Annotated in this window: 23 protein-coding genes; 9 read left to right on the top strand and 14 right to left on the bottom strand. The window is 63.0% G+C overall.

The genetic code is table 11. The annotated features are described in order from the left end of the window. Window positions 1–64 precede the first annotated feature (64 nt). Together AC2VLV_RS08360 and AC2VLV_RS08365 are read left to right on the top strand one after the other, a co-directional pair. The gene (locus AC2VLV_RS08360) at window positions 65–664 is read left to right on the top strand and encodes a hypothetical protein (RefSeq protein WP_486989545.1); all 600 of its coding nucleotides are present in this window, start codon (window positions 65–67) and stop codon (window positions 662–664) included. Continuing rightward, window positions 661–1,323 (top strand): hypothetical protein, encoded by a 663-nt coding sequence (locus AC2VLV_RS08365; protein WP_486989546.1) that lies wholly within the window; start codon window positions 661–663, stop codon window positions 1,321–1,323. The genes AC2VLV_RS08360 and AC2VLV_RS08365 overlap by 4 nt, the downstream gene beginning before the upstream one ends. A 179-nt stretch (window positions 1,324–1,502) precedes the next feature. Here AC2VLV_RS08365 and AC2VLV_RS08370 read toward each other — a convergent pair whose 3' ends face one another. From AC2VLV_RS08370 to AC2VLV_RS08385, 4 genes are all read right to left on the bottom strand, one after another. Next, the gene (locus tag AC2VLV_RS08370) at window positions 1,503–4,790 is read right to left on the bottom strand and encodes an SNF2-related protein (RefSeq protein ID WP_486989547.1); all 3,288 of its coding nucleotides are present in this window, start codon (window positions 4,788–4,790) and stop codon (window positions 1,503–1,505) included. A gap of 432 nt (window positions 4,791–5,222) precedes the next feature. Then, window positions 5,223–6,020 carry an HNH endonuclease gene (locus AC2VLV_RS08375; protein WP_486989548.1) on the bottom strand — a complete coding sequence of 266 codons (798 nt, stop codon included), beginning with the start codon at window positions 6,018–6,020 and terminating at the stop codon, window positions 5,223–5,225. Next, on the bottom strand, window positions 6,017–6,409 hold the full coding sequence (locus tag AC2VLV_RS08380) for an HIT family protein (protein ID WP_486989549.1): 393 nt from the start codon (window positions 6,407–6,409) through the stop codon (window positions 6,017–6,019). Before AC2VLV_RS08380 ends, AC2VLV_RS08375 begins: the two co-directional genes overlap by 4 nt. 5 nt (window positions 6,410–6,414) lie before the next feature. Further along, window positions 6,415–7,554: a protein NO VEIN domain-containing protein gene (locus AC2VLV_RS08385; protein WP_486989550.1), complete on the bottom strand. Its 1,140-nt coding sequence runs from the start codon at window positions 7,552–7,554 to the stop codon at window positions 6,415–6,417. Between the two features lie 177 nt (window positions 7,555–7,731). On the opposite strand from AC2VLV_RS08385, the gene AC2VLV_RS08390 reads away from it, so the two are divergent. Further along, window positions 7,732–9,012, top strand: a complete 1,281-nt coding sequence (locus tag AC2VLV_RS08390; RefSeq protein ID WP_486989551.1) for a hypothetical protein — start codon at window positions 7,732–7,734, stop codon at window positions 9,010–9,012. A 39-nt stretch (window positions 9,013–9,051) separates the two neighbouring features. On the opposite strand, the gene AC2VLV_RS08395 is transcribed toward AC2VLV_RS08390, so the two are convergent. The 5 genes from AC2VLV_RS08395 to AC2VLV_RS08415 all read right to left on the bottom strand — a co-directional run bounded on the left by AC2VLV_RS08395 (window position 9,052) and on the right by AC2VLV_RS08415 (window position 12,390). Then, window positions 9,052–9,453, bottom strand: coding sequence for a helix-turn-helix domain-containing protein (locus AC2VLV_RS08395; RefSeq protein ID WP_486989552.1), 402 nt, complete (start codon window positions 9,451–9,453; stop codon window positions 9,052–9,054). Between the two features lie 38 nt (window positions 9,454–9,491). Continuing rightward, window positions 9,492–9,908, bottom strand: a complete 417-nt coding sequence (locus tag AC2VLV_RS08400) for a hypothetical protein (protein WP_486989553.1) — start codon at window positions 9,906–9,908, stop codon at window positions 9,492–9,494. A 188-nt stretch (window positions 9,909–10,096) separates the two neighbouring features. Further along, a complete protein-coding gene (locus AC2VLV_RS08405) occupies window positions 10,097–10,876 on the bottom strand; it encodes a hypothetical protein (RefSeq protein WP_486989554.1) in 780 nt (259 codons plus the stop codon). Window positions 10,877–10,938: 62 nt separating this feature from the next. Further along, window positions 10,939–11,211 (bottom strand): hypothetical protein, encoded by a 273-nt coding sequence (locus AC2VLV_RS08410; RefSeq protein WP_486989555.1) that lies wholly within the window; start codon window positions 11,209–11,211, stop codon window positions 10,939–10,941. A 111-nt stretch (window positions 11,212–11,322) separates the two neighbouring features. Beyond that, window positions 11,323–12,390, bottom strand: coding sequence for a hypothetical protein (locus AC2VLV_RS08415; RefSeq protein WP_486989556.1), 1,068 nt, complete (start codon window positions 12,388–12,390; stop codon window positions 11,323–11,325). Window positions 12,391–12,915: 525 nt separating this feature from the next. On the opposite strand from AC2VLV_RS08415, the gene AC2VLV_RS08420 reads away from it, so the two are divergent. The 4 genes from AC2VLV_RS08420 to AC2VLV_RS08435 all read left to right on the top strand — a co-directional run bounded on the left by AC2VLV_RS08420 (window position 12,916) and on the right by AC2VLV_RS08435 (window position 19,573). Then, window positions 12,916–13,410 (top strand): hypothetical protein, encoded by a 495-nt coding sequence (locus tag AC2VLV_RS08420; protein ID WP_486989557.1) that lies wholly within the window; start codon window positions 12,916–12,918, stop codon window positions 13,408–13,410. A 500-nt stretch (window positions 13,411–13,910) separates the two neighbouring features. Next, window positions 13,911–15,704, top strand: coding sequence for an NADH-ubiquinone oxidoreductase-F iron-sulfur binding region domain-containing protein (locus AC2VLV_RS08425; protein ID WP_486989558.1), 1,794 nt, complete (start codon window positions 13,911–13,913; stop codon window positions 15,702–15,704). Beyond that, a complete protein-coding gene (gene fdhF, locus AC2VLV_RS08430; RefSeq protein ID WP_486989559.1) occupies window positions 15,705–18,632 on the top strand; it encodes a formate dehydrogenase subunit alpha in 2,928 nt (975 codons plus the stop codon). Window positions 18,633–18,637: 5 nt separating this feature from the next. Continuing rightward, window positions 18,638–19,573, top strand: a complete 936-nt coding sequence (locus AC2VLV_RS08435; RefSeq protein WP_486989560.1) for a formate dehydrogenase accessory sulfurtransferase FdhD — start codon at window positions 18,638–18,640, stop codon at window positions 19,571–19,573. A 31-nt stretch (window positions 19,574–19,604) separates the two neighbouring features. Here the strand turns inward: AC2VLV_RS08435 and AC2VLV_RS08440 are convergent, their stop codons facing one another. Further along, complete coding sequence (locus AC2VLV_RS08440) at window positions 19,605–20,585, bottom strand: glucokinase (protein ID WP_486989561.1); 981 nt, start codon at window positions 20,583–20,585, stop codon at window positions 19,605–19,607. Window positions 20,586–20,767: 182 nt separating this feature from the next. Here AC2VLV_RS08440 and edd point away from each other — a divergent pair, with 182 nt between their 5' ends. Further along, complete coding sequence (edd, locus tag AC2VLV_RS08445) at window positions 20,768–22,660, top strand: phosphogluconate dehydratase (RefSeq protein ID WP_486989562.1); 1,893 nt, start codon at window positions 20,768–20,770, stop codon at window positions 22,658–22,660. Beyond that, window positions 22,657–23,280, top strand: coding sequence for a bifunctional 4-hydroxy-2-oxoglutarate aldolase/2-dehydro-3-deoxy-phosphogluconate aldolase (gene eda / locus AC2VLV_RS08450; RefSeq protein ID WP_486989563.1), 624 nt, complete (start codon window positions 22,657–22,659; stop codon window positions 23,278–23,280). Before edd ends, eda begins: the two co-directional genes overlap by 4 nt. A 25-nt stretch (window positions 23,281–23,305) precedes the next feature. Here eda and AC2VLV_RS08455 read toward each other — a convergent pair whose 3' ends face one another. The 4 genes from AC2VLV_RS08455 to AC2VLV_RS08470 all read right to left on the bottom strand — a co-directional run bounded on the left by AC2VLV_RS08455 (window position 23,306) and on the right by AC2VLV_RS08470 (window position 26,634). Beyond that, window positions 23,306–23,518: a hypothetical protein gene (locus AC2VLV_RS08455; RefSeq protein ID WP_486989564.1), complete on the bottom strand. Its 213-nt coding sequence runs from the start codon at window positions 23,516–23,518 to the stop codon at window positions 23,306–23,308. A 123-nt stretch (window positions 23,519–23,641) separates the two neighbouring features. Beyond that, window positions 23,642–23,851 (bottom strand): hypothetical protein, encoded by a 210-nt coding sequence (locus AC2VLV_RS08460; protein WP_486989565.1) that lies wholly within the window; start codon window positions 23,849–23,851, stop codon window positions 23,642–23,644. A 14-nt stretch (window positions 23,852–23,865) separates the two neighbouring features. Continuing rightward, window positions 23,866–24,999 carry a cytochrome d ubiquinol oxidase subunit II gene (gene cydB / locus AC2VLV_RS08465; RefSeq protein WP_486989566.1) on the bottom strand — a complete coding sequence of 378 codons (1,134 nt, stop codon included), beginning with the start codon at window positions 24,997–24,999 and terminating at the stop codon, window positions 23,866–23,868. Between the two features lie 6 nt (window positions 25,000–25,005). Continuing rightward, entirely contained in the window at window positions 25,006–26,634 is a 1,629-nt protein-coding gene (locus tag AC2VLV_RS08470) for a cytochrome ubiquinol oxidase subunit I (protein ID WP_486989567.1), read from the bottom strand. Window positions 26,635–26,929 lie beyond the last annotated feature (295 nt).

Below are 26,929 nucleotides of genomic sequence, written 5' to 3' on the forward strand. Positions count from 1 at the left end.
CACTGAGTTTGTCTGATCGCATGAAGCCTCCGAAAAAACTCAAGCTTCACTCAGCACAGACTCATTGAAAAGATGGGTTCGGCGGACGCTTACGGTTGACCCATCTGGGTGGAAAGTCCACACAGAACTCTGGCCGAGAACTGGCACCATCGAGCCGGACTTACGCGTCACGCTTGAGCACAGCGGTGGCGAGCGCAGTGTCATCGTTGTGGAGGTGAAGTGGAACGCACCCCTCCATCAGAATCAGATCCTTGATCAGTGGCAGCAGGCCTTTGGTTCTGTTGAACGCGTATCTAGATGGCACGTATTCATTGGGAAGAGCACGTCTCAGGCCAGCAGCAAAGAGCAGTGGCACGCGGGCCTGCTGGCGTACACGTGGCTTGATTTTGTAGATGGGCTACAAACAGACAAGCTGACTCGCGGCGACGCATTGTTGAAGCGATGGGCGATGCTGGTAATCGCCTTTCTTCAAGCGTCCGGTGTTCGGAATTTCCAGGGGTTTGATCAGCTTGTTCTGAAAGGAGATGCGAACGGGCTCCGCGAGCAGCAGGGGCAACTATTCTGGGAAGGCTGGAGAGGATGGAAGAACCTCCCCGCCGCCCCTTGCTCCCTTGTTGGTGATTTTCGAGCTCCACTTTTCTTCGATAAAGGAGCAGTCACGTGAGCGCAATTGATGGAAAGACCCTGGCATCCTGTTTCGATGTCGCCAGCAAGGCGGGGCAGGAACTCGAAGCGATGTCCGATCGACTGGCCGAGCTCCTCAAGAACGCCATCAATAGCGATCGATCACAACCGTTCGTAAGCGCTCATGACGGTGGCTACGAGGAGTGGCCCGAGCGCTCTGGGGGCCAGGGTTGGGTCTGCACGGATTCTGCCTTCAATTTGCCGTTGAAGCCTAGCGGCAGGGGAAGGCGATCGGTTGACCGGTACGTCGGCTTTCAGATCTCAATGACTGGGGACGGCATTGATATCCCAGGCAATTCAGAGCCTCTATTGCATCTGTTTTGCTGGGACGAGCCGATCGATTTCGACGGAAACTGGTACCTTGGATTTCATGTTGACCCGGAGAGCGACGACACTCAATTCGAAATCCGCGATGAACGACTGATGCTGTGGTACCCGGACGAACAGGAATCGCCCGGGTTTTGGAATTACAGCTTGCGGCTCCTTGGGCTTCGAGATGAGGACGCGTTGCGTAAGTATTGCGTTGAGCCGGTGCTGAAACTGTTGAAAGGTCAGGCGGTAACCGAAGCATTGCCCAACGCATTCTTAGAGTCCGAAGTTCTCGTAAAGCTTCCGAACAAGACCGCCTTCATTGCTTGATGAGTGCGGCCCCGTACGCGAGCCACTCGGAGGCGATAGGAAGTTGGCGTCAACCACGGCTGTGGCTGCTGGTCCAAGAAGACGTACGGCGTCAGGAAGTGGCCAATCTGGGCTGCTGCCGGTTTCGTGGGCAGAAACAACTTTGGCGCAATCCCTGGTGTTTGGTGCACGCGCAAGGCCTAAATTGACACCCCAACGATGCACGCTGCAATGCGCTGATCCAGCGGAGCCGCCGTTGGAATGTGAAGGAACTTACGCTCTAACGCATCCAGTCCAAGCTCCTGGCGGAAGAGGTCGGATTGCAAGTCGCGCAACAGCAGCGGTCTGCGCCGCTTCCGCCGATGAGCGAGTTTGTCAAACCACCGCGGTCGAATCCAGTCGAGCCATTGCTCGGCAACGACTTCGATGTCCGGGCGCAGCACTTGCGCGCTGACGGTTGCGAGTGAAGCCAAATAATCAATCCGAGCCGCTCGTTCCATGTGGCCCTGTCGTTCCGCATTCGCCTGGTGATGGAGCAGCACCTGACGCATCTGATCAAGTGCTCGCTGCTTCTTGCGCGGCAAGAGCCTGATCTCCGCCTCCTGAAGCCGTGACAGGAAGCGATCCAGCTGAGCGCCGGCGGCGGCACTCATCGGAAGATCTTCGACCGCCTCATTGAGGTTGCCACGAAGAGCGTCGCAGATCTGCTCCAGGCGGATCATCGATTCTCCCTCTGCGGAGTCAAAGAGGATCCATCTTGGAGCCGTCTGATCATGTCCCCTGATAGCGAAAAATGCCCAGGGCTTGGAGGCGAGGACCAGACCGACGCGGGAGAGCACACGGGCCTTGACTTCGGCATATTCACGATAGATCGGCGCAGGCACCAAGGCAGAGGCACCCGTCACGAGATTCCGCACGGGGCTGAACGCATCCTCAATCCCGTCCCAAGGATGGGCGATCGCCTCTTCTGTCTCCTGAATGATTGTCTCGGGTCTGACGACCTCCTCATAGGCCGACAGACTGGTCGAGAGCTGGGGCGGAAGCGGCATATTGGCCCCGAGCAGGGTCTTCACCGTCTGATACCGCTGCACAAAGCGCTCGTCGGCATGCACGGCAAAGCTTGGACTGTCATCCGGCCACCATGCCTCAATGACCTGGTGCGGGCTGTCCATTCGATCGACCCGCCCGACGCGCTGCTCGGCGATACGCACCACGCTAGGCATATCGAGGTGAACGACCGTCGATGATCCCTGCAAGTTCAAGCCCTCGGACAGCGCATCCGAACAGAGGGCAATACCACTGGCCTTCGAATCTCGCCCATATTCACGGACCACTTGTCGGCGTCCGGCTTGGCTGCTGCCCGTAGCAACGACCACGCCATCGGTTTGTCCGATGTCATGCAACGCTTTGCGGATGACTTCAAGTGTGATCAGGTGCGAATCGAACGCGAGGATCAGGTTATGGCGCTTGATGAGCTTCTTGAGATGTTCGGCCTTGGCTCGTTCCCGGCTGGATGAGATGCGCTCCAGGAGGGCAAGAATTTGCGTGTAGATCCGGACTTCGAATTCACATGCGCCAACCCACTCCTGTGGAACTGTGAGCCAGTCTGGAAGCACGCATTTCAGTGAAGTTGTCGGCCCGCCGCGGGTGTTCATGCCGCGCAGCTTGTCGATGATCGCGCCAGTCTTAGCAGTCTTATCGATGTCGCCCAACGCATATCGCGCGACGGCTTTCCCTGTTCCTTCGAGATGTTCGTGCAAGGCGGCTCTGGACGACCGCAGCCGCGACAGGATGTTGTACCGGGACAGACTTTGCACCGCGGACAAGCGGCCGCGCAAATAGGCTTCTTCGTCCCATCCGTCCCGACGCAAGGCGTCGGGCATCTCCAGGTGGGACTCAAGGAGTGCGAGACCACGCAACTGCTTGGCAAGATCCCGAATCTGCTCGGCTAGTTGGCAATCCTGCTGGCTCTCTCCTGTGCTGTACGTTCGCGAGTCATGCTTCGGATACCGGCAGACACGTCCCTTGGGGTCCAGATACGACCCGGGTTCGCGGTCGACCAACTCGTTCAACATCACCTTGGTGCGACGCAACGTGAAGCGATTGATTTCCTTGCGCAGGGCGTCAACATCGCTTGGCGACAAGGACCGGTCGATGGATCCCTTGCGACGCGCGAGGAGCTCCAGCCGCCTGATGGTCTCGTCCTCCATGTTGTCCGCGCCGAGCATGTCGACAAGACTGAGCAAATCTGTAGCCCCGCGATTGATCGGTGTCGCGGTGAACAGCACTACATGGTCGGCCATATTGCTCAGAATGCCCTTGCTGCGTTGCGAGCCCAGGTTGAGAAAGTTGTGGGCCTCGTCGATGGCCAGGATTTGCGCCCGCTGGATCGCGTGCTGGGTCTCTGTGTGGGAATCACTGTCGGCGCGGCTCAGCACGCCATGGGAGCGCGTCGCAAGCGGTAAGCCACAGTAGGTAGCCTCTCGCTCCCAGTTCGGCCGAACCGCAGGGGGGCTCACCAGCAGGGGAAGGTCATGCCGTCCTCTGCCTGAACTCCAGGTCCGATCAACCAAAGCCCGCAACAGGTGTGCGCCCAGGCGTGTCTTTCCGGAACCGGTTGGATCGGCGACGAGCACGCTGCCCACGTTCTCAAGCACCCAGAGGGCCTGGGCAATTCCGGCCTTCTGCGACGGCCACAGCGTCGTGTCGCCCAGGGCGACCTGGTTCTCTAGGTAACCCTCGGCCCATTCTCCTTCCAGCAGTTCCGCACAGGCACGCGCCAACGCCTCCTGCCAGGTGACCACGCGGAGCAGCTGTCTCAGTAGCTCAAGCAGTTCCGCCGTGTAATCCACGCCGGCCGCCCAGAAGTTCTCCGCAATGGTGACGGCTTCGCGATAGCGACGCGGCTCCTTCTCTCTGGAGAAACGCGCGTTGCATTCCAGCTGGGATGTCATCCCAGCCTGTGTGAAATTGCTCGACCCGAGACTGACCGCATCCGCGCCGCAATAGATTTTGGCGTGCAGGGGGCGCCTATCGCTGTCGATGTAGCGGGCCGTCAGTGCGCCACCCTCGATCCGCTCGATCGTGGCGATCAGTTTGGCGCTGTGAAAGAGAGAAATGCCGCGTGCCAACCAGTAGTCCCGAACCTCAGCAGAAAAGCGTCGGCCGCCATGCACAAAACTCCGTGTGCGGGATTCAAACGGCTCGTTGCCAAGCAGCAGACGAACGGTCGCACTTTGAAGGTCTGCAGCAAACGCGATGATCCGGTCGAGCGATGCGTAGCCGGTGACAATCAGGGGGGCGGCAGAACGCCGCAAGTCATCGAGGACGACGGACTCGACGGTCTGCCCGGGGCGATTGAGCGGAAACCGGTCTGCGTCGGGCCACCCTGCCTGAGATTCCAGTGTGTGTTCATGCGCCCAATGGCCGGAGGGCTCGAACAGGCTACCTTGAATGAACGAATGGTTGTCTGACGCGCTAGGTGGCATGCATCATTCCAGAAGAATGTCGGTGTCACGGAGTGTTGCACAGACCCAGTGCCGAAAGGTGGGGCTATTTCAAGCGTTCGGTGATTTGTGGATGTGGGCTGGCGCCGCGGGCGGTAGACGCCTCGCAAGTCTTTATAGATTGTCCCAAGCCAGGTGGATCGGTTGGAGTAGCCGCTGCAGCGTGTCGACGTAGGCCTTGCTCACTGGCTCGTAGGCGGATGGCCCGAGCCACGCGCTCGCTCCGCCGGTGACAGCGTTGGCATACGCCCAACACGTGACACGCAGGGACGCGTCCGGGTCTGCCATGACTCCTGCCTTGCGGCCGATCTCTGCCAGGTCGTCCCGTTGACTGGACAGCCTCTCGAGCCAACTTTCCAGATGCGGCCTCGCTGCCAAGGTATCCGACTTGCTGCGGTTGCAAGCGGGATGGGCCTAGACGAAGTTGTGCGCGAGGTCTCGCCCATAGAGTGCAAATGGGACGAAGTGATCGATGTCCACGGCAAGCATGCGTTGCCTGCAGTAGAAGCACGTTTCCCCTTCGAGCTTTCGCAGGCCATCGGCGATCAGTGTGAGAGCGCGCCGCGACGTGCCGAAAAGAAATACCTCCAGGTCGTCTCCTTCGCCGAGAAAGGGGCGATTCCGCTTGTTCGCCTTGATGTGCTCGACCCAATGCATTTGCGAGAGCCGCTGGACGAGGGGGTGGAAGCGGCGCAGGCAATAGGGAGCACCGGGTAGCAAGCGGATGAAGCCCCGGCCATCGCGCTCATATAGGAACGGCTGCGTCACTCCGCCGAAATTCTGCAGAAAGTTGAGCGGCTGGGCGGAGACGGTCGACGCGATGCGACGACTCAAGTTGCGGTACTCGGGGCTTTGGCGTGCCTGCGCGAGCGTCGACGCTCCAGTGCGCTGCCGAAAATCGCACAACGCAGAAACCACTGCCGCCTGCGTGCCCTCGTTCTGAACGAGGATGCCCGTCGCTGCGGCGGCGCCTTCCGCGCTGTACGGAGCCGCGTGGCGCCAGTACATCCTGATGAAGCATTCTGCAATTTGGTGTAGCGACAGGCGCAGCCCAGCGCCGTCATCGACACCGAGTTCAACCGCGAGATCGGCCAGTGCGGAGAGCAACGCGAACTTATAGGTTGCAGTGAAATCGCCTTCGGCGAACAGCGGCTGGATTTTCGCCAGGAAGGCAAGCTGCGCTTCGGCCGAAGGAGGTGCGACAGTCGTCACTCCCTTCGGCTCCAGTAGTCCGCATTCTGGGGAATCACCCACCGTACGCCACCTCTGGGGTCGCCCACGTCGCCACGGAATCGCGGGATGAGGTGCATGTGCAGGTGCGGTACCGTCTGCCCGGCTGCGGGACCATCGTTGATACCGATGTTGAACGCGTCTGGATGGAATTCCGAGTCCGCGAGAGCTTTGGCCTCATCCAGCAGTACCAGCATCGCCGTGCGCTCCGCCTCGTTGATCTCGAAGAATGATCCGACATGGCGCTTCGGGATGATGAGACTGTGCCCCGGCGCCACGGGAAACCCGTCGCGGATCCAAACCGCGAAGGAGTTCTCCCCCATGATGCGCCCGGCAGGCAGCGAGCAGAACGGACAGGTCTTTGCGTTCACGATAGTCAACCGACAATCCGCCTGAACGAGGCGCGATAGTCGACCGCCTCCAGGTGGAGGTGGCACGCAGGATCGCCGCGCAACATAAACAAGCGAGGCTGTGTCCTGAACTGGAACACCCTATACAGGTAGAACGCACTCTCCGCCTCGCGCGCGAACTCGAGTTCGTTTCGGCTGACCATGAACGTGGACGTCAGCGGTCCATTGGTCGTCTTAACCTCGATGTAGCGAGGGTGGTCGCTATCGTCGAACGAAAGGATGTCGTAGCCCGCACCATCGCCGAGGCGGTCTGCGATCCAGTCGACACGCGCGAAGAGTTCGGGCTGCCCGGCCTCGATGAGCCGGTGCTGCTCGAACCCGAGTACCCAGTGTTCGCCCGCTCGGCCGAGCCTGCGGTTGCCTTCGTCGCGCACCGCGAAGTCGATTTTGCGGGGGATTCGAACCTGGTCTGCTCCTGCCCCCAAGAGGGCGACATCTTCCACTCGCGGCGGGTCGACCACGACGGCGCGGAACAAGGCATCGCCCGGTTCTTTGACCTCCTCCATGGCATCGAGGACTCGGGCGAGTGCATCGGCGTGCCCGAGCACGAATTGTTGGACAGCCTTGCGCAGAAGCAATTGCACATTGCCACGGGGCTTATATCCGGCGATGAAGGGCAGCCCGAGGTCATTGAGAGTCGCGCTGATGTTCTGGTGCTTGAGCTCAACGGCAGCTTTGCTCCGCCCTCTGAGCAGGGGCCGTAGCGCGGCGTTGCGCTCGGCCTTGTTGTAAGGGATTTGACGCGCTTCAAGTTCAAGCATCTCGAAGTAGACAGCGACCGTGGCACCTACTTCGAGTTCAGTCCAATCCTCTCCGATGCGTATCACCTCAAACCCGAGGCTCCGCAACTTCGGCGCGACCGTGGCTTCTCCGCCAGAAAAGTCCGTCGGCTTGAGCGGACCCTCCGTCGCAAACTGCTTCCCGTAGGCCACACCGACAATCGCCTTCGAATCGCACAGTCCCCCCGTGCGCGGGTTGCGCACCAGGTAATCCCGGGACTTGCCAAAGCCATAGCGCGTGAGGAAGGCACTACGCCCGAGCTGTTCGAATTCATCCATGGCTGCTTGGACGGCTGCAGGGCTCTGAAGGCGCGTAGGTCCGGACATGGTCAAATCGTTGGGCGCTCGGGCGCTCGGGCGTTTGGGCCAGTGCGCCCGAGCATAGAGAATGATGTGTGCGGCGGCGGGGGTGCTGTCGCTCAGCTGGGAGACGCAACTATAAGCGCGACGATGTGGACTCGGATGAAGCGCAGCGAGCTCTTTCGGCGCGTGTGGGAGACGCCGATGCTCAAGTTGGCCACCGAACTCGGCCTCTCGGGCCCGGGGCTCGCCAAAGTGTGCCGACGCCATGACATTCCTGTGCCGCCGCGCGGCTACTGGGCCAAGCTCCAGGCCGGCAAGCGGGTGCAGGCTGTGCCGCTGCCGCACCCCGAGCAGGATGCGCCGATCAGTTTCCGGACTGCGGACCCCGCTGCACGCGCCAAAGAGGCGGCGCTCGATGCCGTGCTCACCGCGGCCGCGAGGGGACCGTTGCCGGGTGGCCCGGTGGTAGTCGCCGACACACTCGAAACTCCACACAAACTCGTGCGGGCTGTGCAGCGTTATGTCGAACGTTTGCCACACATCGTGGCTCGCTTCGCGGCCAAGGGCGATCGACAGTGGATGGTGCCCGAGTCGCGCAGGCCGCCTCCAGAAACGCAAGGGCGCTATCGCTTCGGCGCTAAGGGCTTGCTGGACATCACCTCGTCCCTGGCGGTCATGGATTGGGTGTTGCGCTGGCACGATGCCCTGTTCAAGGCCTTGGTGGCTGCGGGCGCTCGCATTGAGCGCCGCGAGGCGATGGCCGGCGACTGGAACGCGCGCGCGGCGGCGGCCGCTGTGGAAATTCACTATCAAGGGGAGCGCGCCAAGATTGCCTTCGACCAGGGGGCGACGCGGGTGCAGGTGGACCGAGAGGAACTCGCTCGCCGTCGTGCGTTGGTGCCCCAGGCTGCGGTTACTGAATCGAGGCCGTCGAAGCGCTTCTCGCTGCGGTTGAAGGGCACGGAAGCCGCGGCCCGCAAGGTGTGGGCCGGGACGCAGGAGGATCTAAACGCGATGATTGAGGAAATCGTCGGCGACATTCTCGAGCTGCTTCCCATGCAGCGGGCGCTGCGCGCTGAGCGGGAGACTGCCGAGGACGCGGCTCGGCGGCGCGCGGCCGACGCCGAACGAGAGCGGCAACGGGCTCAGGCGTGTGCCGAACAGCTCAAGAAGGCCTTCGAGTTGGCCGAAGCGGATCGCCGATCGCGCGATCTGGCGGACTACCTGGATCGGCTGGAAAAGGAATGCGAAGAATTTAGGGCGCCGTTTCCGCAGCGCGCCAAAGTGTGGATCGCGGTCATGCGGCACGAAGTCGCGGAGCGCGGCCCCGTGCAGAAACTGCTGGGGGAGTGTCTCTCCGGGCCGTATTGGAGTGATCGCGCGCCAGATTGGTGGCCACCAGGAATCGAGTGGCCGAAACTCGACGCGGCGTCGGAGGATCGGGCCGATGGATCGGCCCAGGGGACAGACTCGGAACGTTGAGTGGCACGACAGACCGCGCATCCCGCGTGGGCATGATGCTCACCGGGCTCCGACCCTTGCAGCCAGCGGTCCAGTTTCGGCGGAAGCGAGCCGCACAGCAAGGATCGGAGCGATCGCGTCCCAGGTGGACGGGAGATACTCCTGCATGCACATCCGGTACAAATCGAACGCATCCGTTTGTAGTGCATGGGCCATCGGGCCGATCCTGTCCATCGGAAGTCTGGTCTTGCCCTGCTTAATCATCGTGACGACATTAGGGTGTGGAAATCCGCAGGCTTCGGCGACGTCTACCTGTTTGAGACCCAACGTGTCGATGCGCTCTGCAATGAACTGCGCGACATTCGAATGACCCATGGAACCCTCCTTTTTCTGAAAAATGGCCGTCCAGCGGCATGTGTTCTTGGCAGCTGTTCCAGCGGCGAAACAGTTGTTCTCGATCAATCCCAGCTCGTCAGCGACGTACCGATCACGCCGGTGGCTCAGGTCAAAACGACGCCCAGCTTGCTGAGCACGCCGACGAGTTCCGCATCCATGGAAATCGACACGTCGACGGACTTCATGAGGAAGTCAAATGCGGACCCGGCACGCACGTGCACTGCGCGAAGCGACTTCGCCGGCGGGCTGGTGGGATAGGGCTGATCAGCCGGTTTGACGCGCATACGGATCTTCTGCGACGACATGAGGTCGCGAGCGAACAGCTCGGCCAGTTGCGCGTCGGTGACGTGCGCAGAGCTCTTTTTTTTCCGCCCAATGCTGTCCTTGAAGTCACGCAGGATTTCATAGCGTCCAGCGTTCTTGCGCTTGGTGTTCTTGAAGGGATGCATCACGTAGACGACCGCCGGATCGCCTGGGCCGCGGCGCTTTTGATGCTCGATGGAAATGTCTTTCTGAAACATGGGAGTGTTTTGAAGGTGTCGAAATTCGTTGAGGGATACTTCCAGGAGACGGGCCATGCTCGGTCAAGGCTTTCGGCGGCGTCTGATGCGCACTGTGCGTTGCGCGACTCTGATCACACGATCCAGGACGGCGTCGTGCCGCCCCTGTCCCGCGCAAGTCATCTGCCGACGAGCTGAGCGGTCACTCGTCAGGCAATAGCGGCAAGCTTCTGAATCATCTTGTCGCGCGCTAGGTCGAGCTTGTCTGGATTTGTCTTTGCGGACAACGCAGAGCGGCTCTTGCGGCCCAGGAAGTAGGCAATGCGTTCGGCATTCGCGCCAGACGGGTGGGGGAGCCCGTCGAGGATGCGGCTGCGGTCGAGTAGACCTTGATCGGCCAGGAAGTGCAGCGCCTCGGCCACTTTGTCGCCAAGTGGGACGAACGCCGCTTTCGGCAGGGTCTTGGCATCTTCGCCAAAGTGCGTAAGTAGCTGCTCTCGCAGGAGTGGATGGCTCGTCATATTCGGCGTGCCGTTGTAATTTTCCCCGTCCACGAACACCGGATTTCGCAAAACGGACGTGGTCTGCACCAGATGCGCGGCGTCTCCGAACAACTCGTCGCAGGTGCGGATCCCAAGCCAGCGGTTGACGCCGACGTGGTCGAGGAGTCCGACCAGGTTGGGGCGCATCGGCCCGGAGAAGGCGCCGGTCTTCTTTGCTGCAATCAAGGCCGACTTGGAATCGGCACCGCGATCAAGTTGCAGCCGTGCTTCCTTCAGGGCATTGAGCATCTGCGTGCGCCCCGGCGTAATTCCGACGATCACGACGCGTGCCTGTGGATTGATGTATTCGAAGGGGGCATAGCAAACCTCTACCTTGCCATCCGCGGCAAGCCGCAGCTTGTCGTTCAGCGTCGGCGCGCCGTCAAGCTCGGAGGCGGAGAGGGAACGGATGACCGGGGTGAAGCGTTCGAAGAGTTTGGTGTTCATGTTGGTTCAGTTGGTTCTTGATGAATGAAGACAGACGGGATCCTTGTGATTCGGTTGTCGAGTCAGTGCCGGTTGATTCGGTCGATTCGGTGCGCGACTGTGATCACGTTGCCGTCTTGCGCGATCACCGCGTAGACGTCGAGATGCTGCTCGAGCGAGGAAGCGAGCTGACCTGCATACGCCCTGAAGCGGCGCCGTGCGGCTTTGTCGAAAAAGAGTTTCCAGGCGCCCTCACCAGCGGGTTCGCGGGCGCCAAACTGGTCCAGCAGATCGATCACGATCGGTGGAATGGCGCGTTGTTGGCAACGTACGCTGGCGTGATTGGTGATCTTCATGATGTGCTCTCCTATTTTTGGTGTTTGTTAGCCCTGAGCTTTTCGACGGCGTCCTGAACAGCTGAGACGGTCTTCAGTTCACGGCGATGCGCTCCTTCTTTCCCGGGTCGATTAGCGTGGGGCCGAATTGGCTGTTTTTGTCAGCGCAGCCACTGCGGCTGCGGTCTGGTTGAGACGGTCCTGAAGAACGGCCTCCTTCGCACGTAGGGCAAACAATTCAGGTGGCCATTCCAGAACCTCGGCGAGGGACTTCGTGAAGTCCTCATTTAAAAATGCGTCCTCATGAAGGTCGTACCGATCCGTGATCCCGAATTTCTCGGTGATAGCCTGGGTCTCGGTGCTGATTGCCTCACTGGAGCGAACCTCGGACAGGTAATGGCCTCGCGCATTCAGCGCTTCGACAAATTCCGCGACATCGCGAAAGCGGGTTTTTTCCAGATCGATGGTTTTGCCGATGTCGGCGCGAGTGACCAAAGGCACATAGAGACCCTTGGCTTTCAGCCATGCTTTCGCGTCGTTGATGCGAACCATGGTGCGACGGCCTTCCTTGATGCTGGGTAGCTGATTGGGACCCTTGCGGCTGATCGCTGTGCGGACGGACATTTCTTCCATGCCCGACAGGAGTGCGACCTGACGGACCGTGAGGGTGCCTTCGAACTTGGTCGCCGCGTCATCCGTATCCGCGAGGTACGGAAAGAAGTCCTCTCCGCCTTCGAGAACGTGCCGGGCGTTGGCCAGCTCGCAGGTATGCAGGCAGCGAGACACGTTCAAATCGACAGCCTCGAATTGGTCAGCCAGACTTGACGGCGTCAGATCGAGAAGGTAGGCAGCGGTGTAGCTGTGAACCGTATCCATCTCCATGAACGCCCGCGCTCCAGTGTCCCGCCCGAGAAAGCCGAACTCATAATGCGATTTAAGGGCACAGGCAATTTCGCTTCCTGCGATGTCGGCGTAGCTGAGACCGTAGTCCTCGGCCGCCTGCGCCGTGTACCAGAGCGTGCGCTCGGCGATTTCCGGCTTTCCGGCAAAGACAGAGATCGCGTTCAGGTCCTTGAAAAGCGCCAACGATCGCAACTGGTGCAGATAGATTGTGACCAGGTCATCCTGGAGTTGTTCCAGCGAAAAAGGGACGTGGAAGGCGGAAGGGCCGGACTGAGTGGAGGTGCTGTGCTGTTCCATGTTGCAATGCTTTCGATATAGACAATGGATCAAATCATAGCGATCGCGATCAGCATGTCAAGTGTCGATATCGACAAAGTTGCAACAATAATTTTTCGTATCTCGCGCGCCATCGTGTACGACGAAGCGGAGTGTCCCACTCTCAGTCGCAGCCGCCGACCGCGCCATTAAGCCCACCCGCGGTCAGGATTGCTTCTGTCGAAACTTTTTGAAAGGGCATCCATCTTGGATGCTGCCTGATCATGCCCCTTGGTAGCGAAGTACGTCCAGGATGGCATTTGTCTGTTGGCGCCGATGCCGATTTGAGCCACATGCCGATTGGCGACTGCGTCATGGCAAACGAGCCGCAAGCAGCGCCAGACTTAAATTTCTGCGTGTTTCAACCCGGTCACCGCAAACCCGCCGCATGGCTCAACTCGGCATCGGCGCCAACACCATGATTCACTTGCGTTTTCTGATGACTAGCTTGACAGTCGCTTTGAAGTCGCTGTACAGTCCGTATGCCTTCACTCACTGGAGATGGTCATGTCCGACTTAATTAGTGTTCCTATTTCGTCTTCTGTCTTCGCTCGCCTTCAACGGCTGGCAGTTCCTCTCGTCGACGACTCGAGTTCTGTCATTGAAAAGCTTATTGACCATTGGGAGGCCAATCCGCCCAATAGCAAAGCTCCGAATGTCGCAACTGCCCCGGCAGCAAAGTCCGACGTTTGGCGTTCTCCGCGCGGCGATACGTTGCCCGTCGGCGCAACGCTGCAAGCTGAGTATCTTGGGAAGACATTTCGTGCGACGGTTGAGAAGAGGGGCATTCGCTTCGACGGGAAGGTTTATGACAGCCCGTCCGCTGCTGGCGTCGCTGCGAAGGGGAAGCTCGGAAGGACTGGACGCGCCGCGAGTACCGACGGGAGAACATTTTGGAAGATTCAAGATCCCGCCTCGGGGCGGTGGGTTGCGATCTCCACTCTCCGTCCGGCTCAACACATCGACGCTGACGCACTGCTGGCCGAGCTTGCGAACTCGTGACCCTCGTCCAGCAGGGTCACTCTTGCATCGGCTGCGACACCTGTTTTCCTGGCTCGGCCCCGGGAGTCGCTTCTCCAAAGAGGTCCTGAGAAAATAACTGTTAAATCAATGCGTTGCGTGAGGTTGTAGCTTCTTCGCACCTCGGATGAGAATTTCCGGGAGGCATTTCTTATCGGAGATGCGGAACCCGCTGATCTGCCTGCCCCCGTTTTTGCAAGTCAGATGAGAACCTACATGTAGGAAAAGGCATAGGCTTATAAACGTATAGCGTTTCCAGTTCGATAAAGGTGGTCATAAGCCCGGCGCTTGAGCGGCGCTGGGCTTTTTTATTCGTTGTGCTCGCATCGACTGAGCCGAATTCAGTGTTCTGGCGCGTGCAACTCGCAGCGGCTAAAGTGACAGAGATGCGGTGACAGGGATGCGCGCAGCAGCAGCGCGAGCTTGGCGCCCTTGCCAAAACAATTCCAGCGTGCGGAGCATCGATGTTCCGCTGAAAAACCATGACCGATTCCTCTCAATCTTCCGACTCCTCCGCCGTGGTTCTGGCTTCGGCCGATGAAATGCGCGGGCGTGCCCGGCGTCGGGGCAAGCTCAAGGGGCGCCAGCCTGAGCCGCAGGCGCTGGCCGAGGTGCAGCAACTCATCGGCGCCGGGCCGCACCGCCGCGATCTGCTGATCGAGCACCTGCACCGCATCAATGACCCGTGGCACGGGCTGCACGAGCGCCATCTGGTGGCGCTGGCCCGGTTGATGAATCTGCCGATGGCCGAGGTGTACGAGGTAGCGACTTTCTATCACCACTTCGAAGTGCTGCGCGACGATGCCCAGCCTGCGGCCATCACCGTGCGTGTGTGCGACAGCCTGTCGTGCTCGCTGGCCGGGGCAAACGATCTTCTGCAGCGCCTGCCGCAATTGCTCGGCGCCGAGGTGCGCGTGATGCCCACGCCTTGCGTGGGTCGCTGCGAGCAGGCGCCGGTGGTGGTGGTGGGGCAATGGCCGGTGGCCCATGCCACGCCAGACACGGTGCGCGAGAGCGTGGCAAACCAGCGCCTGCAGCATCCGCTGCCCGCAGGTGACGCAGACTTCGACCTGGCCGCAGAGGGCCCTCAGGCGGTCACCAACGGGTCAGGCGAGGTGACCCCGGCCTATGTCGGCTACGACGCTTACCGGGCGCGGGGCGGCTATGCGCTGGCGGCCGCTGTGGCCAGTGGCCAGCGCTCAGCGGAAGATGTGATCAAAGCCTTGAGCGACTCGGGGCTGCGCGGCCTGGGCGGCGCGGGTTTTCCTGCAGGGCGTAAATGGGGCATCGTGCGCAACTACCCCGCGCCCCGGCTGATGGCGGTGAATATCGACGAGGGCGAGCCGGGGACCTTCAAGGATCGCACCTATCTTGAGCGCGACCCGCACCGCTTTCTCGAGGGCGTGCTGATCGCCGCGCAGGTGGTGGGCATTTCCACCTGCTACCTCTACCTGCGCGACGAGTACCACGGCGGTCGCGCCCTGCTGGAGCGCGAGATTGCCCGGCTGCAGGCCGATCCGCCCTGCGCGCTGCCGCACATCGAGCTGCGGCGCGGCGCGGGAGCGTATATCTGCGGCGAAGAGTCGGCAATGATCGAGAGTATCGAAGGCAAGCGTGGCGAACCGCGCATGCGTCCGCCCTACATCGCTGAAATCGGCCTGTTCGGTCGCCCCACACTCGAACACAACTTCGAGACCCTGTACTGGGTGCGCGATATCGTCGAGCGTGGCGCGGCCTGGTTCAGCAGCTTTGGGCTGAATGGCCGCAAGGGGCTGCGTTCGTTCAGCGTCAGCGGCCGGGTGAAGTCGCCCGGGGTGAAACTCGCCCCGGCGGGCATCACCTTGAAGGAACTGGTCGAAACCTATTGCGGCGGCATGCTCGACGGCCACACGCTATACGCCTACCTGCCCGGCGGCGCTTCCGGGGGCATTCTGCCGGCGCGGCTGGCCGATGTGCCGCTCGACTTCGACACCTTGCAGCCCCACGGCTGCTTCATCGGTTCGGCGGCCATCATCGTGCTCAGCGACCAAGACCGCGCCCGCGACGCCGCGCTCAACGTCATGCGCTTTTTCGAGCACGAAAGCTGCGGCCAGTGCACGCCCTGCCGCGTCGGCACCGGCAAGGCCGCGCAACTCATGCAGGCTCCGCAATGGGATCACGCCACGCTCGAAGACCTGAATCAGGTCATGGCCGACGCCTCCATCTGCGGCCTCGGACAGGCGGCGCCCAACCCGGTGCGCTGCGTGCAGACCTATTTTGCTCACGAGGTGTCTTGAATGAACACGATCGAGCTTGAACTCAATGGCCGCCCGGTGCAGGCGCTCGAAGGCGAAACCCTGCTGGAGCTGGCCGACCGCCACGGCGTTGCGATACCGAGGCTGTGCCACAAACCCGGCTACCGGCCCGATGGAAACTGCCGCGCTTGCATGGTCGAGATCGACGGCGAGCGTGTGCTCGCGCCAAGCTGCTGCCGCACCGCAACCGAGGGCATGAAGGTGCATGCCGACAGCCCGCGCGCGGTGAAGAGCCAGAACATGGTGCTCGAAATGTTGCTGTCCGACCTGCCCGAAAAGGGCTACAAATGGCTGGGCGACGACGCCACCCGCCCGCACGGCGAACTCAGCGACTGGGCCTCGCGCCAAAGCGTGCAGGTGCGACCGGCGCTGGTGGCGATTTCAAGAACACGCCGGGCCGCCCCAAGTGTTCTTGACCCCCTCGGGGGGCGGGCAGGGCACAGCCCGGCCCAGGGGGCACTCACCCGCCGCGCCCAGCCCGCGCCCGACGTGTCGCACCCGGCGATGGCGGTCAACCTCGATGCCTGCATTCAGTGCAACCGCTGCGTGCGCGCCTGCCGCGAAGAGCAGGTCAACGACGTCATCGGCTACGCCTTTCGCGGCCATCACAGCGAAATCGTGTTCGACCTGCACGACCCCATGGGCGACAGCACCTGCGTGGCCTGCGGCGAGTGCGTGCAGGCCTGCCCCACGGGCGCGCTCATGCCCAAGACCCACATCGGCGCGCAGACGGTTGATCGCCAGGTCGATTCGGTCTGTCCGTTCTGCGGCGTGGGCTGCCAGATCACCTACAACGTGAAAGACGAGATCATCGTCAGCGTCGATGGCCGCGACGGCCCCGCCAACCACGGCCGCCTGTGCGTCAAAGGCCGCTTTGGCTTCGACTACGCGCACCACCCGCAACGCCTGACCCGACCGCTGATCCGCAAGCCCGGCGTGCCCAAAGACCCGGCCCTGCTGTCACGCCAGGGCGACTGGCGAGACGCCTTCCGCGAGGCCACCTGGGAAGAAGCGCTCGACTTCGCCGCCGGCAAGCTCAAAGACCTGCGCACCCGCCACGGTGACAAGGCGCTGGCCGGTTTCGGCTCGGCCAAGGGCAGCAACGAAGAGGCCTATCTGTTCCAGAAGCTGGTGCGCATCGGCTTCGGCAGCAACAACGTCGATCACTGCACTCGGCTGTGCCATGCGTCCAGTGTGGCCGCGCTGCTCGAAGGGGTGGGCTCGGGCGCGGTGAGCAACCAGGTCAACGATGTGGAGCATGCCGAGCTCATTCTGGTGATCGGCTCCAACCCCACGGCCAATCACCCGGTGGCGGCCACCTGGATGAAAAACGCCGCCCAGCGCGGCACCAAGATCGTGCTGGCCGATCCGCGCGTGACCGACATCGGTCGCCATGCCTGGCGCACGCTGCAGTTCCGCCCCGATACCGACGTGGCCCTGCTCAACGCCATGATTCACACCGTCATCGAAGAAGGTTTGGTCGATCAGGAGTTCGTCACGCAGCGCGCCAGCAACTTCGAGGCGCTGAAACAAAACATCCAGGGCTACAGCGCCGAGGCCATGGCGCCGATCTGCGGCATACCGGCCGAGACCATCCGCGAAGTGGCCCGCGCCTTCGCCACCAGCAAAGCCTCGATGATTCTGTGGGGCATGGGCATCAGCCAGCATGTGCACGGCACCGACAACGCGCGCTGCCTCATCGCGCTGACCAGCGTGACCGGCCAGATCGGCAAGCCTGGCAGCGGGCTGCATCCCCTGCGCGGGCAGAACAATGTGCAGGGCGCGAGCGACGCCGGTCTCATTCCCATGATGTACCCGAACTACCAGCCCGTCAGCAATCCGCAGGCGCATGCGTGGTTCGAGGCGTTCTGGCAGACGCGGCTCGACGACAAGCCCGGCTACACCGTGGTCGAGATCATGCACAAATGCCTGGCGCCCGACAGCGACCCGCACAAGATTCGCGGCATGTATGTCGAGGGCGAAAACCCGGCGATGAGCGATCCCGATCTGAACCACGCGCGGCAGGCGCTGTGCGCGCTGGAACATCTGGTGGTTCAAGACATTTTCATGACCGAGACCGCCTGGCTGGCCGATGTGGTGCTGCCCGCGAGCGCCTGGCCCGAGAAGACCGGCACTGTCACCAACACCGACCGCATGGTGCAACTGGGGCGGCGCGCACTGAACCCGCCGGGCGATGCGCGACCCGATCTGTGGATCATCCAGCAGATGGCCGCGCGCATGGGGCTGAACTGGCACTACCCCGGCCCGGAGCAGGGTGTGGCCGCGGTGTATGAAGAAATGCGCCAGACCATGGCGGCGGCCATCGGCGGCATTACCTGGGAGCGGCTGGAGCGCGAGGGCAGTGTGACCTATCCCTGCCTCACGCCGCAAGACCCGGGGCAGCCCATTGTGTTCGCAGACCGTTTTCCAACCGCGGACGGCCGCGTCAAGCTGGTGCCGGCCGACATCATTCCAGCGTCCGAGCGGCCCGATGCGGAGTTTCCGCAGGTGCTCATCACCGGCCGCCAGCTCGAACACTGGCACACCGGCAGCATGACGCGGCGCTCGGCCGTGCTGGGCGCTATCGAGCCGATGCCTACCGCCTCGATGAATTCGGCCGAGCTGCGCAAACTCGGCGTGCAGCCGGGCGAGCCCATCACCGTGCGTTCGCGCCGCGGCGCCGTGGTGCTCACCGCGCGGCGCGATGACGGCACGCCTGATGGCGCCGTGTTCATTCCCTTCGCCTATTACGAGGCCGCGGCCAATCTGCTGACCAATCCGGCGCTCGATCCTTTCGGCAAGATTCCCGAGTTCAAGTACTGCGCGGTGGCCGTGAGCGCAGGCGGCACGCTGGCGCCGGTTGCGGGTTTCGCCCGCAGCGGGGCCGAGATTTCGGAGCAGGCAACATAGGCCCTATGGGCGATCAGGGCGATCAGCCCGCCTTGGAGACCGCTGCGCCCACAGCCTTCGAGGCCGTGGCGCTGCCGCGTCGGCCCGACGCGCCCCGCCTCAGTCAGGCGCGCTGCGAGGTCGTGCGGCCGATCTGGATACTCGATCAGCATGGCGAGCACCGGCAGATCGACATCCCGACCGAACGCCCGCTGACGATCTACCTCGACAAACGCGAGCTGGTCACGCTGATGACCCTGGGCGCGAATCCCGAACTGCTGGTGCTCGGCTACCTGCTCAATCAGGGCCTGGTCGAGCTGGCGGGCGAGATCGACGGCATCGATGTGGACTGGGCGGTCGAAGCCGCGGCGGTGCGCACCCGCACCGGCATTAGCGACCTCGAAGCCCGCATCGCGCGCCGCGTCGTCACCACCGGTTGCGGGCAGGGTACGGTCTTTGGCGACGCGATGGCGCAACTGGGCCAGACCCGCCTGCCCGACGCGCAGGCCGCGCGCCTGAGCCACGCCACGCTGATCAGCCTGCTCGACCAGATGAAGCTGCGCGACAGCGTGCACCGCCAGGCCGGATCGGTGCACGGCTGCGCGCTGTTTCACGGCGACGCGCTGCAATGCTTTGTCGAAGACGTCGGCCGCCACAACGCCATCGACACCGTCGCCGGGTGGATGGCGGTGCACGGCGTGCCGGGGGGCGACAAGGTGTTCTACACCACCGGGCGGCTCACCAGCGAAATGGTGATCAAGTCGGCCCGGATGGGCGTGCCCATCATCGTGTCGCGCAACGGAGTGACCGCCATGGGCCACCAGCTGGCCGAAACGCTGGGCATGACCCTGTTCGGCCGCGCGGCGGGTCGCCACTTCCTGTGCTACACGGGGTTTGAACGTTTCGACGCCGAAGGCCCGCCGCCCGCCGCCCCTCTTGCCTTCGCCGACACGCCCGGGTAGGCGCCATGCGGTTTCCAGGGGGGGGCAAGAGTCAGCGCGACTGCAGAAACTGATCGAGCGCTGCCGCTGCGCCGAGCAAGGCGGGCCAGGGGCTGTGGATGACCCAGGCCGGAATGTCGCGCAGATAAGGCGAGGTGCGCCCTTTGTCTTCGAAGCGCTGGCGGAACGGGGAATGCCGAAAGAAATCGCCCAGCCGCGGCACGATGCCGCCGCCGATATACACCCCGCCGCGCGCGCCCAGGGTGATGGTCAGATCGGCCGCCACCGTGCCCAGCAGGGTGCAGAACAGCGTCACTGTGTCGTGGCATAGCGCGTCGCTGCCGTCCAGGGCCAGGCGGGTGATCTCAGCGGCGCTGCGCTCGGGCGGCGTCTGCCCGGCGATTTGCCCGAGCGCTTGGTGCAAAAACGCCATGCCCGCACCGTTGAGCAGACGCTCGGCCGAAACATGGCCGAAACGCGCGTGCGCCAGCCGCCAGACTTCGACCTCGCGCTCGTCATACGGGGCGAAGCTCACATGGCCGCCCTCGCCCGCCAGCGGCATCCAGCCGCCCCCGGCCGTGGGAATCAGGCCCGAAACGCCCAGGCCGGTGCCCGCGCCCAGCAGCGCCAGCGGCGCGCCGGGCACGGCGCTGCCGCCGCCCACCTGAACAAGCTCGGCCGCGGGCAACTCGGGCAGGGCGCGCGCGAGCACGGCGAAATCGTTGAGCACCAGAAAGGTCTCCAGCCCCAGCTCGGCGCGGGTCTGGGCGATGGAAAAGGCCCAGTGATGGTTGGTCATGCGAATCTGGTCGCCATATACCGGGTTGGCGATGCCGATGGCGACGTGGCGCACGGCTGTCGCGCCGACGGCGGCAAGATAGGCGAGCAGCGCATCGGCAAAGCGGGCGTAATCCGCCGTGGGCAGCACGCGAATATCGCTGAGCCCTTGCGCGGTTTGCAGGGCGAATCGGGCATTGGTGCCGCCGACGTCGCCGACCAGGCGGGTTGCAGGAAGCAGGAGATTCGAGGTCATCTTGAGGGTGTAATCTGAGCAACCTTGCCAGTAGGGTAGGCATAGTATGTTGCCTCATGAAGCGGGTTTAAGCCCTCTTTATGACCTTTGGTCTGGAGTATCGCTGGTACCGGTATTGCTTGCGCAATTAGTTGCCCGCACAAGTATCGCGGCCTATCGTTAAATGACAGTTTGGAGTTGCCATGTCTTCTTTGCATCCCGTATTGGTGGCCGTGACGCAGCGCATCGAGGCGCGCAGCGCGGCGCGGCGCGAGGCTTATCTGGCGCGCGTGCGCGCGGCGCGGGGCAGCAAGGTCGAGCGCGGGCACCTCTCCTGCACCAACCTGGCGCACGCGATGGCGGCCGCACCGGCGCCGGCCAAGCTGATGCTCAAGGAAATCACCCCGCAGTCGCGGCCCAATCTGGCCATCGTTTCCGCGTACAACGACATGCTCTCGGCGCACCAGCCGCTGAGCGCGTTTCCGGCCTGGATCAAAGAGGCCGCGCAGTCGGCGGGCGCCACGGCGCAGTTCGCCGGGGGCGTGCCCGCGATGTGCGACGGCGTGACCCAGGGGCAGGCCGGCATGGAGCTGTCGCTGTTTTCGCGCGATGTCATCGCCATGGCCACGGCGGTGGCGTTGAGCCACCAGATGTTCGACGCCGGGCTTTATCTCGGGGTGTGCGACAAGATCGTGCCCGGCCTGCTCATCGGCGCCCTGGCTTTCGGCCATCTGCCTGGCATTTTCGTGCCCGGCGGCCCCATGACCAGCGGCATGGGCAACGACGAGAAGGCCCGCATCCGCGCGCTGTATGCCGAAGGCAAGATCGGCCGCGCCGAACTGCTCGAAGCCGAGATGCAGTCGTATCACAGCGCAGGCACCTGCACCTTCTACGGCACGGCCAACTCCAACCAGATGCTCATGGAGATCATGGGCCTGCACCTGCCCGGCTCGGCCTTCGTCAACCCCGGCACGCCGCTGCGCGAAGCGCTCACCCGCGCCGCTGCCACCCGCGCCGTGGCGATTTCTGCCGAAGGCCCGGAGTACACCCCGATTGGCGAACTGGTCGATGCGCGCGTGATCGTCAACGGTCTCGTCGGCCTGCTGTGCACCGGCGGCTCGACCAACCACACCATCCACCTCGTGGCCATCGCCCGGGCGGCCGGCATCGACATCAACTGGACCGACTTCGACGATCTCTCCAAGGCCGTGCCGACGCTCACCAAGCTCTACCCCAATGGCCGGGCCGACGTCAATCAGTTCCATGCGGCCGGGGGCATGGGCTTTGTCATCCGCGAACTGCTCGCCGCAGGGCTGCTGCACCCTGATGTGCAGACCGTGGCGGGGCCCGGGCTGGCGCGCTACGCGCAGGAGCCGGGCTTCGATGGCGGCCAGCTCGTCTGGCGCCCGGTGAACGACGAGACGCTCGACCGCGACATTTTGCGGCCCGTCTCCGACCCGTTCGCCCCAGACGGCGGCCTCAAACTCATGACGGGCAATCTGGGGCGCGCCGTCATCAAGGTTTCGGCGGTCAAACCCGAATACCGCGTGATCACCGCACCCGCCCTCATCTTTGACGATCAGGACGACCTGCTCGCCGCCTTCCAACGCGGCGAGCTTGAGCGCGACTTCGCCGCCGTCATCCGTTTTCAGGGACCGGCGGCCAACGGCATGCCCGAGCTGCACAAGCTCATGCCCACGCTGGGCGTGCTGCAGGAGCGCGGTTTCAAGGTGGCGCTGGTGACCGACGGGCGCATGTCGGGCGCCTCCGGCAAAGTGCCCTCGGCCATTCACGTCACGCCCGAGGCGGCGCACGGCGGGCCGATCGCCAAGGTGCGCGAAGGCGATGTCATCACCCTGAACGCCCACACCGGAGAAGTCAACGCCGAAGTGCCGCCCGAAGCCTGGGCCGCGCGCGAAGCGCAGACCATCGATCTCAGCCGACGCCAATACGGCGTGGGCCGTGAACTGTTCGCTGCCTTCCGCCACCATGTGGACGGCGCCGAGCAGGGGGCGACCAGCTTTGAGCATCCCGACTGGGCCAAACCCGAGCCCGCCCTGTCCGCAGCGCCCGTCGCAGCAGGAGCCTCGCGATGACCGCCGAAGAACTGCTGCGCGCCGGGCCGGTGATGCCCGTGCTGGTGATCCGCGATGCCGGGCTGGCCGTCGATCTGGCCACGGCGCTGGTGGCCGGCGGCATCCGCACGCTGGAGGTGACGCTGCGCACCCCGGCGGCGCTGGACGCCATCCGTCAGATTCTCGACCGCGTGCCCGGTGCGCTGGTGGGCGCGGGCACCGTGCTGAGCCCGACCGACTGGCAGCGCGCGCAAGACGCCGGCGCTTTGTTCGGCATCAGTCCCGGGCTGACGCCGGCGCTGCTGGCGGCCACCCGCCTTAGCAGCTTGCCCTTCGTGCCCGGCGTGGCCACCGCCAGCGAAGCCATGACGGCGCTAGACGCGGGTTTCACCGCGATGAAACTGTTCCCGGCCGAAGCCGTCGGCGGTCAGGCGCTGCTCAAGTCGTTGCATGGGCCGCTGCCGCAATTGCTGTTCTGTCCCACTGGGGGCATTCACCCGGGCAACGCCGCGGCCTATCTGGCGCTGCCCAATGTAGGCTGCGTGGGCGGCTCCTGGCTGGCACCCGAAGCGGCCTTGGCCGCGCACGACTGGGGCGCTATCACCGCCTTAGCCAGTGAGGCGGCGGCATTGCGGCGGTAAGGGGGCGGTAGTTCGCTGGGTTCGGTCAGTTCGGTGAGTTCGGTTGGGGCGGCTCGGCGCAACGTTGTTCGTCCAGACGCTCAAACCACATGACGGCGCCTGCCAGCAGCAGCACGAAGAAAGCGGTGCCGAAAATCCAGGCGAAGTACCACGAGGCGTTGCTGCCTACGAGGATGCCGATGCCGATCACAACGGCCCCAATGATCAGGAACAGCGCGAGAGAGAGCATTTTTTTCATTGCTGTCATCCATGAAAACCAAGGGTTTCAGCAAAACCGAAGGTTTCAATAAAAAGGGCCAGGTTGCCCTGGCCCTAGAGCAAGGCTCTGCAGCGATGCGAGAGCCTTTGGTGTGGCGGTGACTCAGTGGCCGCCGCGTGAGGCGCCGCCGTTGCGGCGCTCATCTTCCTGGGCGTCGAAAAAGGCGCCCGAGGCGGCAGAAACCAGCACGATCATTGCGGTGCCCACGATCCAGGCGAAGTACCAGGAGGCGTAGTCGCCGATGATCACGCCGATGACGATCGCAATCAGCGCGATGGTCATGAAGAGCACGAAATAAAGGAAGTTTTTCATGATGAGGTCCTTGCTCAATAAGCGTGGGGGTCGGCTTCGACTTCCTTCGGATCGACCTTGCCGCGCATGACGTAGAACGCCCAGCTGGTGTACCAGAAAATGATGGGCACGAACACCACGGTCCAGCCGGTCATCCACAGCAGCGTGGTTTCACTGGAGATGGAATTCCAGAGGGTCAGGCTTTGCGAGGGGTTGGAGCTCGACGGCATGAGGAAGGGGAACATGGCCACGCCGATGGTGCCGATGACCCCGATCCACGACACCGCGCCCAGCCACCAGGCCAGCGTATGCTTGTTGCCGCGCACGCTCATCCAGCCGAAGAACAGACCGGCAAAACCGAGCAAGGGCACGGCCCAGAGGATGGGGTGGCTCTTGTAGTTGGACAGCCAGCCACCGGGCACCAGTTCGACCGTCTGCTGCAGCGGAGTTTGCGGCACGCCGGCTCCGGGGAAGCTCACGATCTTGTAGCCGTTGACCATGCTGACCCACACGCCGAGCACCGCGAACAGCACGATGGCGGCCAGCGCGGCATAGCCCGCTGCAGTGCGGGCGCGGCCCGCGACGGGTTCGGGCGCGCGGCCCATCATCATCACGCCACCCATATAGACCGACAGCGACAGCGACAGCAGGCCGGCCAGCACCGAGAACGGGTTGAACAGGAAGATGAAGCTGCCGGTGTAGACCGAGCGCAGGTTCCACTCGAAGTGGAAGGGAACGCCCATGAGCATATTGCCCATGGCGGCGCCGAAGATGATCATCGGCAGCGCGCCGCTGAGCAGCAGCGTCCAGTCCCAGGCGTTGCGCCAGGCCGGCGAGGCGATCTTGCTGCGGTATTCAAACCCCAGCGGGCGCACGATCATGCTCCACAGCAGCAGCAGAATGACCACGTACAGACCGGAGAACGAAGTGGCATAGATCAGCGGGTAGGCCGCGAAAATCGCGCCGCCGCCGAGGATGAACCACACCTGATTGCCGTCCCAGTGGGGGCCGATGGCGTTGAGCATGGTGCGGCGCTCGGTATCGGTTTTGCCGATGAAGCGCAGCAACGTGCCCACGCCCATGTCCATGCCGACCATGGTGCCCAGCCCGACGAACAGCACGCCGAGCAGGACCCACCACAAGACTTGAAGGATGAGATACAAGTCCATGACTATTTACTCCTTATGGGCGCTCATGGGAGCGGCCGGGTTGGGGGCGAAACCACCGCCGAACGAGGGCTGCGGTTTGTGGCTGACGGGGGTCGACGGCGTGCCGTGCTCTTCCGGCCCTTGCTTGATGGCCTTGACCATCAGATACATCTCGACGGCGATGAAGATGGAGTACAGCGACACAAAGCCCACCAGCGAGAAGATCATGTAGCCCACGCTGTGGCTGGATGCAGACATCCAGGTGGGCAGCATGCCGAACACGGTCCAGGGCTGACGGCCCACTTCAGCGACGATCCAGCCCATTTCGCAGGCGAGGAAGGGCACGGGAATCATCCAGGGGGCGAATTTGAGGAACCAGCGGTTCTTCGGGTGCTCCAGCTTGCCGCTGATGGTGAGCATGGCGGCGTAGACGAAGTAAGCCAGCATCAGCAAACCCAGGCCCACCATGATGCGGAAGGTCCAGAAAATCACCGAGACCTCGGGGATGGTGTCCTTGGCGGCCTTGGCGATATCCGCCTCGGTGGCCTTGGAAACGTCTTGGTCAGGCGCGTAGCGGGTCACCAGGAAGCCGTAGCCCAGGTCTTTCTCGTGCGCCTTGAACTGCGCCATGGCGGCTGCATCGTTGGGGTTCTTGCTCAACAGCTTGAGCGCTTCCACCGCCGGAATGCCGTTTTTGATGCGCTGCGCTGCGTCCGCCTCGATCTGATCGATGCCGGGCACGACCTTGGTGAGGGTGTGGGTCAACAGCGGCGTGAGCACATACGGCACCTGGATGGACCAGACGTTCTTCTGCTCGCTCTGCGAGGGCCAGGCCACCACATTGAACGGAGCGGGCGCCTCCTCGGTTTGCCACATGGCTTCCATGGCGGCGAGCTTGGACGGCTGCGCATGTGCGCCGACGAAGCCCAGCGCGTCACCCAGGGTGATGACACCCGCGGTGGACAGCACGCCGAACAGGGCGGCCATGCGGAAGGAGCGACGCGCAAGATCCATATGGCGGTTGCGCACCATGTACCAGGCGCTCACCCCGGCCACGAACACGGCGGCGGTGACGTAACCAGCGATGCTGGTATGCACAAACTTGGCCTGCGCATCAGGGCTGAAGATCAGCGCGCCGAAATCGGTGAGTTCCATGCGCATGGTCACCGGGTTGAACGCGGCGCCCTGCGGGTCTTGCATGAAGCCGTTGGCCACCAGAATCCAGAGAGCGGACAGGTTGGAGCCGATGGCCACCAGATAGGTCACCAGCAGGTGTTGGCCTTTGGTCAGGCGTTTCCAGCCGAAGATCATCATGCCGATCATGGTGGATTCCATGAAGAAGGCCATCAGCCCTTCAATGGCCAGCGGAGCGCCGAAGATGTCGCCGACGAAACTGGAATAAAACGACCAGTTGGTGCCGAATTCGAACTCCATGGTCAGGCCGGTGGCCACGCCCAGGGCGAAGTTGATGAGAAACAGCTTGCCCCAGAACTGGGTCATGTCGCGGTAGATCGTTTTGCCGGTGGTGACGTAAACCGTCTCCATGGCGGCGATCATGAAGCTGATGCCCAGGGTGAGGGGGACGAAAAGGAAGTGGTATAGCGCGGTGGAGGCAAACTGCCACCGCGATAAGTCCACGACGAGGGTGTCGATCATTTTGGCGCTCCTGTTGTGTCGATCTGCGGGTTCTTCACGGCGCCGGGCGAGAAACCAACTGTCCCGACATAGCCTCGAAGAACGCGGAGCAAGGATAGGCGTCGATGTATCTCACTTTTTTGATTTGGCGCAAGGTCAGGGAATTCCCTAGGCGCGGGTGTTGTCTGCGAGCGGCAAAGTGGCGCGGCAAAACGTCGCAGCCCGGCCCTGGGGGCGTTCAGGACGCTTGACCCAAAGTGCTGCGGAACCTCCGCATGACAGCGCCCGCTTCTGGCGGGCACAATGCGGCGTAGAG

It is taken from the genome of Thiomonas sp. TH-17, from assembly GCF_057473305.1.